Here is an 11038-nt window from a genome sequence, read left to right as displayed (position 1 = left end):
GTGCCCCCCCCCCGCGGGGGGGGCCCCCAAACGCGAAATCACTGATGAGGTCGGCGAGACGTCCCGTTAGCTCCGCTTGCTGCCCACCAGTCCGGCGCGGCGCAGGGCTTCGGCCATGGCGCCGTCCGGCTCCGGGGCCGGGGTGCGCGGCTTCTGCGGTTGCGGAGTTCCTTGAGTTGGCCTCGGCGATCCGGAGTCCTGGCCCGGGCGACCGTGCCGCTGCTGGCCTTGTCCGCCGCGACCCTGGCCTTCACGGCCCGGGCCCCCACGGCCCTGGCCACCCTGACCTTGACCAGCCTGACTCTGACCACCCTGGTTCTGCCCCGGCTGTCCGGGCCGGCCCTGCTGCTGATGCCGCGGCCGCTCGTCCCGCCGGCCCTCGGGCCGGCCGCCGGGGGCGCCACCCTCGCGGCGCGGCGGGCGCGCCTGGCCGTCATCGTCGAGCCGCATGGTCAGGCCGATGCGCTTGCGCTGCGGGTCGACCTCGAGCACCTTGACCTTCACCACGTCGCCCGGCTTGGCCACCGTGCGCGGGTCCTTCACGAAGGTCTTCGACATCGCCGAGATGTGCACCAGCCCGTCCTGGTGCACGCCGATGTCGACGAAGGCGCCGAAGGCCGCGACGTTGGTGACCACGCCCTCCAGCACCATGCCGGGCTGCAGGTCGCTCAGCTTCTCGACGCCTTCCTTGAAGGTGGCGGTCTTGAAGGCCGGGCGCGGGTCGCGGCCCGGCTTCTCCAACTCGCGCAGGATGTCGGTCACCGTCGGCACGCCGAAGACATCGTCGGTGAAGCGTTCCGGCTCCAGCCCGCGCAGGGCCGCGGTGTCGCCGATCAGCGCCTTGATCTCGCCGCCCGTGGCCTCGATGATCCGGCGCACCACCGGATAGGCCTCGGGATGCACGCCCGAGGCGTCGAGCGGGTCGTCGCCGTTCGGGATGCGCAGGAACCCGGCGCATTGCTCGAACGCCTTGGGGCCGAGCCGCGGCACGTCCTTCAGCGCCGCGCGGACCCGGAACGGGCCGTTGGCGTCGCGGTGCTGCACGATGTTCTGGGCCAGCCCCTCGCCGACGCCGGAGACCCGGGCCAGCAGCGGCGCCGAGGCGGTGTTGAGGTCGACGCCGACCGCGTTCACGCAGTCCTCGACCACGGCGTCGAGCGAGCGCGACAGCTTGGTCTCGCTGAGGTCGTGCTGGTACTGGCCGACGCCGATCGATTTCGGGTCGATCTTCACCAGCTCCGCCAGCGGGTCCTGCAGCCGGCGGGCGATCGACACGGCGCCGCGCAGCGACACGTCGAGCTCCGGCAGCTCCTGCGAGGCGAAGGCCGAGGCGGAATAGACCGAGGCCCCGGCCTCCGACACCACCGCCTTGGTCAGCTTCAGCTCCGGATGGCGCTTCATCAGCTCGGCGGCCAGCTTATCGGTCTCGCGCGACGCGGTGCCGTTGCCGATGGCGATCAGATCCACGGCGTGGGTCTTGGCGAGCTCGGCCAGGGTGGCGATCGACTCGTCCCAGCGCTTCTGCGGCTCATGCGGGAAGATCGCGGTGGTGGCGACGACCTTGCCGGTGGCGTCGACCACGGCGACCTTCACCCCGGTGCGGAAGCCGGGGTCGAGGCCCATGGTGGCGCGGGTGCCGGCCGGAGCGGCCAGCAGCAGGTCGCGCAGGTTGCCGGCGAAGACCTTCACCGCCTCCTCCTCCGCCGCCTGCCACAGGCGCAGCCGGAGGTCGATGTCGAGATGCACCAGGATCTTGGTGCGCCAGGCCCAGCGCACCGTCTCGCCCAGCCAGGCATCGCCCGGCCGGCCCTGGGCGACGACGCCGAAGCGGTTGGCGATGCGCTGCTCATACAGGCCGGGAGCCTTGTCCGCAGGCGCCTCCTCCGGCTCGAGGGTCAGCGACAGCACCTCCTCCTTCTCGCCCCGGAACAGGGCCAGGATGCGGTGCGAGGGCAGCTTGGTCAGCTTCTCGGCATAGTCGAAATAGTCGGAGAACTTGGCGCCCGCCTGCTGCTTGCCCTCGCGCACCTTGGACAGCAGGAAGCCGCGGGTCCAGGCCTCCTCGCGCAGGGCGCCGATCAGGTCGGCATCCTCGCCGAAGCGCTCGACCAGGATCGAACGGGCGCCGTCCAGCGCCGCGGCGACATCGGCCACGCCCTTCTCGGCGTCGACGAAGGCGGCCGCGGCCTCCTGCGGGTCGCGGCTGGGGTCGCCCAGCAGCGCGTCGGCCAGCGGCTCCAGCCCCGCCTCGCGCGCGATCATCGCCTTGGTCCGGCGCTTCGGCTTGTAGGGGAGGTAGATGTCCTCGAGCCGGGCCTTGGTCTCGGCCGCCTCGATCTGGGCGCGCAGCGAATCGTCCAGCTTGCCCTGCTCGGCGATGCTCTCGAGGATCGTCTTCCGTCGCTCCTCCAGCTCGCGCAGATAGCGCAGCCGCTCGTCCAGCGTGCGCAGCTGGGCGTCGTCCAGCCCGCCCGTCGCCTCCTTGCGGTAGCGGGCGACGAAGGGGACGGTCGCGCCGCCGTCGAGCAGCTCGACCGTGGCCGCGACCTGGGCCTCGCGCACGGAGAGCTCGTCGGCGATGCGCTGGCTGATGGAGATCATCGAACGACCGGACATGTTGTGATGAGGAACCGGAAGGGGCTGCTTCTACCGCGTCGCGACCGTCGAGGTCAAAACCGCCGGCGGCTGCCTTGCCTCCGCCTGGCCTCCATGATACTGAAGCCATCGCTTAAGCAACAAGGCCGCGCCGGGAGAAAACGCATGAGCGAACGATCCGTGCAGCACGGCAGCTTCACCATCGAGCGCCGCTACGACGCGCCGCCGGCCCGGGTGTTCGCGGCCTGGGCCGACCCCGCCGCCCGCCTGGTCTGGGGCGCGCCCGGCGAGGGCTGGGCACTGGTGGAGCCGCGATTCGACTTCCGCATCGGCGGCATCGAGACCAGCCGCTTCGGGCCGGCCGGCGACCCGGTCTACCGCAACGAGACCCGCTACGCCGACATCGTGCCGGACCGGCGCATCGTGTTCAGCTACACGATCGACCGCGGCGACACCCGGATCTCGGCCTCGCTGAGCACGGTCGAGCTGCTGCCGGACGGGGACGGCACCCGGTTGATCTTCACCGAGCAGGCCGCCTTCCTCGACGGCGGCGACCAGCCGGAGATCCGCGAGGGCGGCTGGCGCTCCCTGCTGGAGAAACTCGACGCCATGCTGCGCCGCCGCGCGGCCCACTGAGGAGGCTCTTGCCATGAAACTGTACCTGGCCCCCGGCGCCTGCAGCCTGGCCGACCACATCGCCCTGCACGAGGCCGGGCTGGAGTTCGAGCGGATCAAGGTCGACATCCCGACCCGCCGGACCGAATCGGGCGACGACTTCACCAAGGTCAACCCCAAGGGCTATGTCCCCGCCCTGGTGCTGGGCGACGGCACGGTGCTGACCGAGAACGCCGCGATCCTGACCTGGGTGGCCGAGCGCGCGCCACGGCTGGCGCCCGGCGGCGAGTTGGGGCGGGTCCGGCTGGCCGAGATGCTGAGCTTCATTGGCGCCGAGCTGCACAAGCTGCTGATCCGGTCGATCTTCCCGACCAGCGACCAGGAGAAGCAGGTCGTCGACGAGGTGGCGGCGCAGCGCTTCGCCTACATCGCCGAACGGCTGCCCGGCGACTATCTGTTCGGCCGGGAGATGAGCGTCGCCGACGCCTATCTCTATGTCATGCTGCGCTGGGCCAAGGCGCTGAAGCTGCCACTGCCCGACCCGCTGCCGGCCTATTTCGACCGCATGGAGGCAAGGCCGGCGGTGCAGCTGGCGCTGCGGCACGAGGGCCTGATCTGACCTCCTGCGTGTCTTGCCCCGGACGGCTGCGGCGTTATACTAAACCCGAGAGTTAAGAAACGTGGCCGCCGATCCGGCCGCCCGGTGTCGATGGTTGTGCCCCCCCGATCAGCCAACGGTAAGAAACGTGGCCGCCGATCCGGCCGCCCGGTGTCGATGGTTGTGCCCCCCCGATCAGCCAACGGAATGCCGAGGGAGAACGCCATGATGGACCGCCCTGCCGAATCTCGTGCGGTGGCGCCCGGGAACGGGCGCTGGCTGGCTCTGGGCGTGCTGTGCCTCGGCGTGCTGATGATCGTGCTGGACACCACGGTGGTGAACGTGGCGCTGCCCTCGATCAAGGCGGATCTCGGCTTCAACGACTCGACCCTGGCCTGGGTGGTGAACGGCTACATGCTGACCTTCGGCGGCTTCCTGCTGCTGGGCGGCAGGCTGGGCGACCTGTTCGGCCACCGCCGGCTGTTCCTGATCGGGCTCGTCGTGTTCACCCTGGCGTCGCTGGCCTGCGGCCTGTCCGGCAGCCAGGGCGTCCTGGTCGCGGCGCGGGCGATCCAGGGGCTGGGCGGCGCCGTGGTTTCCGCCGTCGCCCTGTCGCTGATCCTGGACCTGTTCACCGAGCCGGCCGACCGGGCCAAGGCGATGGGCGTCTACGGCTTCGTCTGCGCCGGCGGCGGCAGCATCGGCGTGCTGCTCGGCGGCCTTTTGACCGGGGCGCTGAGCTGGCACTGGATCTTCCTGATCAACCTGCCGCTCGGTATCGCCGTCTTCGTCCTGTCGCTGATCCTGCTGCCGGCCACCCGCAACGAAGCGGCGGATCGGCGGCTCGACATCGCCGGCGCGGTGACGGTGACCGCGGCACTGATGCTGGCGGTCTACGCCATCGTCAACGGCAACGAGGCCGGCTGGACCTCGGCCCGCACGCTCGGCCTGCTCGGCGGCGCCGTGGTGCTGCTGACGGCGTTCCTGGCGATCGAGACCCGGGTGGCGGTGCCGCTGATGCCGCTCGGCCTGTTCCGGCTGCGCAGCCTGGCCGTCGCCAATGTCATCGGCGTGCTGTGGGCCGCCGCCATGTTCGCCTGGTTCTTCCTGTCCGCCCTGTACCTGCAGCAGGTGCTGGGCTACGGCCCGATGGAGGTCGGCCTGGCCTTCCTGCCGGGCAACCTGATCATGGCGGCCTTCTCGCTCGGCCTGTCGGCGAAGCTGGTGATGCGCTTCGGCATCCGCCTGCCGATCGCGGCCGGGCTGCTGCTGGCGGCGGCCGGGCTGGCGCTGTTCGCCTGGGCGCCGGTGGAGGGCCGCTTCGCCCTGCATGTGCTGCCCGGCATGGTGCTGCTCGGCCTCGGCTGCGGCATGGCGCTGAACCCGGTGCTGCTGGCGGCGATGAGCGACGTGGCGCCGACCGATTCCGGCCTCGCCTCCGGCATGGTCAACACCGCCTTCATGATGGGCGGGGCGCTGGGCCTGGCGATCCTGGCCAGCCTGGCGGCGTCGCGCACCGCCGGGCTGCTGGCCGGGGGCGCCGACCAGCCGGTCGCCCTGGTCGGCGGCTACCAGGCCGCATTCCTGGCCGGGGCCTGCTTCGCCGCCTTGGCGGTGGTGCTGAGCGCGACGCTGCTGCCCCGGCCGCCCGCGGCGCAGCCCTCAGGCGAGGCCGAGTCGGTGACGTTGTAGCGCCGCACTGTCCCACCGTGATCGGGTTGCTATAGTCGCGATCCGGAAGGAGTCGCGATGGCCGTTCCCATGCTGCATCTGTGCTGCGGCGACAGCGCCGCGGGGGTGATCCGCGCCGGGCTGAACCTGCCCGAATCGGCGGTGCTGATCCTGCGCGACGACCTGGCGGTCGGGCCGCTCGGCGATGTCGACAGCGACCGGCCTGACGGCCGTGCCGCCTTCTGGCACGCGGTGTTTCCGGATGAGGACCGCGCGGCGATCGAGACCGGCGGCCGGCTGGTCGACCAGCTGGCCGGAGAGACGGCAACGCTGCAGGACCTGCCGGACGCGGCGGAGACGATCGTGATCTGGCACGGCAGCGGCGCCGCCGAGCAGCTGACGCTGCGCCGGGCGCTGTGGGCGCTGCGCGACGCCGGGACGCTGGTCGAGGAGGTGGCGGTCGGGCCGCTGCCCGGCGCCGGGCGTCGCGACATGATCGCGGTGGCGATGCTGCCGCCCGAGGACACCTCGCACGCCGCCAAGACCGCCAGGCCGGTGGCGGCGGAGCGACGGGCCCGGCTGGCGGCGGAGTGGGAGCAGGTGCGCGCCGACAGCGGCGGGCTGCGCCACCACCGCGACGGCACCATCACCACCCATCCGATCGACGCGCATGATGCCGAGATCCTGGCCGCGGTCGGGCCCGACTGGATGCCGGCGGCCCGCGCGGTCGGCCAGCCGATGGGCACGATCACCGGCTTCTTCGCCACCGACGCCTTCGTGTTCTGGCGGCTGCGCCAGCTGGCGGCTCAGGGCCGGGTGGAGTTCGAGGGCAGCCCGATCACCATCCGCGGCTGCCGGGTGCGGCAGGCCCGCTGACAGAGAAACGGAAAACCAGACCGATGGAACTCGACCGCAACCGGTTCAAGGCGGCGCTGGCCGCGGGACAGACCCAGATCGGGCTGTGGAGCAGCCTGTGCAGCAACATCGTCGCCGAGATCGTCGGCGACAGCGGCTTCGACTGGATCCTGTTCGACACCGAGCATTCGCCGAACGAACTGCCGGACCTGCTGTCACAGCTCCAGGCTGCGGCACGCGGCACGGCAACGGGCATCGTCAGGCCGGCCTGGAACGACCCGGTGCTGATCAAGCGCATCCTCGACATCGGCGCCCAGGCGCTGCTGATCCCCTTCGTCCAGACTGCCGAGGAAGCGCAGCGCGCCGTGGCCGCCTGCCGCTACCCGCCGGCCGGCATCCGCGGCATCACCACCAGCGGCCGCGGCAGCCATTACGGCCGCGTGACCGACTACCTGAAGAAGGCCGATGCCGAGATCTGCGTGCTGCTGCAGGTCGAGACCGGCGAAGCGCTGGCGCGGATCGAGGAGATCGCCTCGGTCGACGGCGTCGACGGCGTGTTCATCGGCCCGTCCGACCTGTCGGCCTCGCTGGGCCATATCGGCAACTCCCAGCATCCGGAGGTGCAGGCCGCGATCGAGGACGCGGTGCGGCGCCTGACCGCGATCGGCAAGCCGGCCGGCATTCTCACCTCGGTCGAGGCCGAGGCGAGGCGTTACATCGACTGGGGCTACCGCTTCGTCGCGGTCGGCACCGATCTCGGCCTGCTGGCGCGCAACGCCGACGCGCTCGCTCGTGGCTTCAAGAGCTGATCGCAGGCACCATGTCGCAGACCGGCCGGGTTTGCACCGGGCCGCGGCCGTGATATCCCGGCCGGGACGAAGGGGGAGCACCGGCATTTGCGCATGAGGTCGGCACGGAGACGGGCATCATGGGTCGCGCTCGGCGCGGCCTATCTGCTGTTCGTCCAGGCCATCCTCGGCGGCCTCGCCATCGGCGCCAGCGCCGCGACCCTCGATCCGCTCTCCGCTCTCTGCAGCGCCGATGACGGGTCCGGCCCTGTCCTTCCGGACCAGCCGGCCCAGCACCCGCATCTGCCCGATTGCTGCACCACCGGCTGCAGCATGTTCAGCGGCGCCCCGGTGCCAGCCTTCGTCGCGGTGCTGCTGGTGCCGCATCTGGCCGGCCGGACCGAGCCCGCGCCCCTGCCCCTGGCCCCCGTCGCGGCTGCGCCGCAGCGCTCACCGGCCAATCCGAGGGCCCCTCCCGCCCAGGCATGATCCAGCCGGGCCCGCCGCCGGCGGGTCCAAGTCGGTTCACGGCCGGAGGCCGGCGCCAGAGTCGCGCCGCCCGGCCCAGCCTGGAGCAGATCCCATGTCCCTGTTTGCGATGGCGCAGTTGCGCCGTGCCGCCTTCGCCGCCGCCCTGGCCCTGCTGGCTTTCGGTCCGGCCGCCGCCCACGAATTCAAATCCGGCCCGATCGAGGTGGTCCACCCCTGGGCCCGGGCCACGCCGCCGGCCGCCAAGGTCGGCGGCGGCTACGCCGAGATCCGCAACGACGGGGCCGAGCCGGACCGCTTGGTCTCGGTCACCGCCGAGGTCGCCGGCCGGGTCGAGATCCACGAGATGGGCGTCAAGGACGGCGTCATGACCATGCGGCCGGTCGAGGGCGGCGTGCCCGTGCCGGCCAACGGCACCGCCGCGCTGGCGCCCGGCGGCTACCACCTGATGCTGCTGGAGCTGAAGCAGCCGCTGAAGGCAGGCGAAAGCTTCGCCGGCACGATGACTTTCGAGAAGGCCGGCACCATCCCGGTCACCTTCGATGTCCAGGCGATCGGCTCGACCGGGGCGGGGCATTGAGATGCGCGCCCGCATCCTGGTGCCAGTGCTGCTGGCCATCGCCGCCATCCTGGTGGGAGGTGCCGGCTTCCTGCTGGTCTATTCCAAGGACCCGTCGACCCGCCCGGTGGTGTCCGGCACGCTGCCCGGCGGCCCGTTCCGGCTGACCGACCAGACCGGGGCGACGCTGAGCGACGCCGAGCTGAAGGGCCGGCCCTTCGCCGTGTTCTTCGGCTTCACCCATTGCCCCGAGGTCTGCCCGACCACGCTGTGGGAGATGTCGCAGGCGCTGGCGGTGCTAGGCCCCGACGCCGACCGGCTGCGCGTGCTGTTCGTCACCGTCGACCCGGAGCGCGACCGGCCGGAGATGCTGCAGCAGTACCTGCAGTCCTTCGACCGCCGCATCACCGGCCTGACCGGCAGCCCGCACGAGATCGCCGCCGTGGCCAAATCCTACCGGGTGTACTGGCGCAAGGTGCCGACCGCGGACGGCGACTACACCATGGACCATTCGGCCATGGTGTATCTGATGGATTCCGAGGGCCGCTTCACCGACACCATCGCCTATGGCACGCCCGAGCCGGAGCGGCTGGCCGCATTACGCCGCCTGATCAGCGGCACCTAGTCCTTTTTCCGTTCAACCCATTGCCGGCCGAGCCGGCGACGTGGAGATAGTCATGCTGAAATCTTTCCTGCCCGCCATGGCCCTTCTGGCCGCGTCCGCCCCCGCCTTCGCCCATGTCACGCTGGAGACACAGGAGGCGCCGGTCGGCGGCACCTACAAGGCGGTGCTGCGCGTGCCGCACGGCTGCGAGGGCTCGCCCACCGTCAGGATCCGCGTCCAGATCCCCGAAGGGGTGATCGCGGTCAAGCCGATGCCGAAGCCCGGCTGGACGCTGGAGACGGTGAAGGGCAAATACGCCGCGTCCTACGACTATTACGGCACGCCGACCAGCGAGGGCGTGACCGAGGTGGTGTGGAGCGGCGGCAGGCTGCCGGACGAATTCTATGACGAGTTCGTCTTCCGCAGCTACCTGACCGCCGGGCTGAAGCCCGGGGCGCATCTGTACTTCCCGGTGGTCCAGGACTGCGAGGCGGGGACCGACCGCTGGATCGAGATCCCGGCCGAGGGCAAGGATGCCGACGACTACGAGACCCCGGCACCAGGCCTCAAGCTGCTGCCGAAGAAGTGACGGTGCTTCGTTCGATCGACGCCCCAGTAAATCAGTCCCCCCTCCCCGCAAGGGGAGGGGGGACAAGAAATGGTGCGCCGGGCTGGGCTTATGCCTGCCTGATTCTCCTGCTCACCCTCCTCGCCCCGCAGGTGGCGCTGGCGCATGCCTCGCTGGTGCAGGCCGAGCCGGCGGAGAATGCGGTGCTGGGAACGGCACCCGACAGCTTCCGCTTGAGCTTCAACGAGCCGGTGTCGCCCCTGGTTCTGCGGCTGATCCGGCCCGACGGCGGCGCCGTGACGCTGACCGACGCCCGGCTGGAGGACGCGACCCTCGTGATCGCGGCGCCGCCCGGCCTCGGCCCCGGCACCCATGTACTGAGCTGGCGCGTGGTGTCGGAGGATGGGCATCCGGTCGGCGGCTCGGTGGTGTTCTCGATCGGGGCGCCCGGCGCCGGGCCGCCCCAGGCGGCGGACACGGCGGACCGGCCGGTGCAGGCCGCGATCTGGCTGGTCCGGATCGCCCTCTACGCCGCGCTGTTCCTCGGCATCGGCGCCGTCGCGTTCCGCGCCTGGATCGCGCCCCTGCCGCGCGGCGCCGCCCGCGCCGCCGCCGCCCTGACACTGCTGGGCCTCGTGGCGGCGCCCATCTCGGTCGGGCTGCAGGGGCTGGACGCGCTGGACATGCCATTGGCCGGGCTCGGCCGGCGCATCGCCTGGGCCACCGGCTGCAGCACCAGCTATGGCGCCACCGCCGCCCTGGCGGCCCTGGCCATGGCACTCGGCCTCGCGGCGCTAGCGCTGCGGCGCGGCCGCATCTCGGCGACGATCGCCCTGCTGGCCCTGATCGCGACCGGGACGGCGCTGGCCGCCAGCGGCCATGCGAGCGCCGCCGCGCCGCAGCTCCTGACCCGGCCGGCGGTCTTCCTGCACGCCATCGGCATCGCTTTCTGGGCCGGGGCGCTGCTGCCGCTGGGGCTGCATCTGCGCGCCGGCGGGCCGGACGCGACAGCGGCGCTGCGCCGCTTCTCCGCCCTGATCCCCTTTGCCGTCCTGCCGCTGGCGGCGGCCGGCATCCTGCTGGCCGTGGTCCAGCTCGACCATGTCTCGGCCCTGTGGACCACCGCCTATGGCTGCGTCTTCCTGGCCAAGCTGGCGCTGCTGCTGGTGCTGTTCGGCCTGGCCGCGCTGAACCGCTGGCGCCTGACCGCACCGGCCGGAGCCGGCGACGGCCAGGCCGTCCGGCAGCTGACCCGCTCGGTCGGGATCGAGACGGCGCTGGTGCTGGCGATCTTCGCCGCGGCCGCGGCCTGGCGCTTCACCCCGCCGCCGCGCGCCTTGGCGGAGGCCGAGGCCCGGCCGGCCGCGATCCACATCCACACCGTGCCGGCAATGGCCGACCTGACCGTCACCCCCGGCCGGGCCGGCCCGGCCGCGGCCTCGATCGTGGTGATGACCGGCGATTTCGGGCCGCTGGACGCGAAGGAGGTGACGCTGGTGCTGTCCAACCCCGGCGCCGGTATCGAGCCGATCCGGCGCAAGGCGGCCAAGGCCGGCGACGGCAGCTGGCGGGTCGACGGGCTGATCATCCCGGTGCCGGGCCGCTGGACCGCGCGGATCGATGTGCTGATCTCGGATTTCGAGATTGTGAAGCTGGAGGATGTGATCGATATCCGGCCCTAGCCCGGATATCTCAC

Annotated in this window: 11 protein-coding genes; 10 read left to right on the top strand and 1 reads right to left on the bottom strand. The window is 71.8% G+C overall.

Annotated features, from left to right (window positions below; genetic code table 11):
* Positions 1-66 precede the first annotated feature (66 nt).
* Positions 67-2601 (bottom strand): Tex family protein, encoded by a 2535-nt coding sequence (locus tag AAHM41_RS35815; RefSeq protein WP_342241417.1) that lies wholly within the window; start codon positions 2599-2601, stop codon positions 67-69.
* 159 nt (positions 2602-2760) lie between these two features.
* Here AAHM41_RS35815 and AAHM41_RS35810 point away from each other — a divergent pair, with 159 nt between their 5' ends.
* The 10 genes from AAHM41_RS35810 (at position 2761) to AAHM41_RS35765 (ending at position 11024) form a co-directional block, all read left to right on the top strand.
* The gene (locus AAHM41_RS35810) at positions 2761-3231 is read left to right on the top strand and encodes an SRPBCC family protein (protein ID WP_342241416.1); all 471 of its coding nucleotides are present in this window, start codon (positions 2761-2763) and stop codon (positions 3229-3231) included.
* A 13-nt stretch (positions 3232-3244) separates the two neighbouring features.
* Positions 3245-3829, top strand: coding sequence for a glutathione binding-like protein (locus AAHM41_RS35805; protein WP_342241415.1), 585 nt, complete (start codon positions 3245-3247; stop codon positions 3827-3829).
* 204 nt (positions 3830-4033) lie between these two features.
* The gene (locus AAHM41_RS35800) at positions 4034-5500 is read left to right on the top strand and encodes a DHA2 family efflux MFS transporter permease subunit (RefSeq protein WP_342241414.1); all 1467 of its coding nucleotides are present in this window, start codon (positions 4034-4036) and stop codon (positions 5498-5500) included.
* A 57-nt stretch (positions 5501-5557) separates the two neighbouring features.
* Positions 5558-6355 carry a DUF1835 domain-containing protein gene (locus tag AAHM41_RS35795; RefSeq protein WP_342241413.1) on the top strand — a complete coding sequence of 266 codons (798 nt, stop codon included), beginning with the start codon at positions 5558-5560 and terminating at the stop codon, positions 6353-6355.
* A 23-nt stretch (positions 6356-6378) separates the two neighbouring features.
* A complete protein-coding gene (locus AAHM41_RS35790) occupies positions 6379-7143 on the top strand; it encodes an HpcH/HpaI aldolase family protein (RefSeq protein WP_342241412.1) in 765 nt (254 codons plus the stop codon).
* Between the two features lie 93 nt (positions 7144-7236).
* Entirely contained in the window at positions 7237-7611 is a 375-nt protein-coding gene (locus AAHM41_RS35785; protein ID WP_342241411.1) for a DUF2946 family protein, read from the top strand.
* Between the two features lie 94 nt (positions 7612-7705).
* A complete protein-coding gene (locus tag AAHM41_RS35780) occupies positions 7706-8191 on the top strand; it encodes a copper chaperone PCu(A)C (RefSeq protein ID WP_342241410.1) in 486 nt (161 codons plus the stop codon).
* 1 nt (position 8192) lies between these two features.
* Positions 8193-8795 (top strand): SCO family protein, encoded by a 603-nt coding sequence (locus AAHM41_RS35775; RefSeq protein WP_342241409.1) that lies wholly within the window; start codon positions 8193-8195, stop codon positions 8793-8795.
* 52 nt (positions 8796-8847) lie between these two features.
* Complete coding sequence (locus AAHM41_RS35770; RefSeq protein WP_342241408.1) at positions 8848-9363, top strand: YcnI family copper-binding membrane protein; 516 nt, start codon at positions 8848-8850, stop codon at positions 9361-9363.
* A 131-nt stretch (positions 9364-9494) separates the two neighbouring features.
* Positions 9495-11024 (top strand): copper resistance CopC/CopD family protein, encoded by a 1530-nt coding sequence (locus tag AAHM41_RS35765; protein ID WP_342241407.1) that lies wholly within the window; start codon positions 9495-9497, stop codon positions 11022-11024.
* Positions 11025-11038: the final 14 nt, after the last annotated feature.

Source organism: Inquilinus sp. OTU3971 (genome assembly GCF_038440215.1).
This window is presented reverse-complemented; position numbering and strand designations above follow the sequence as displayed.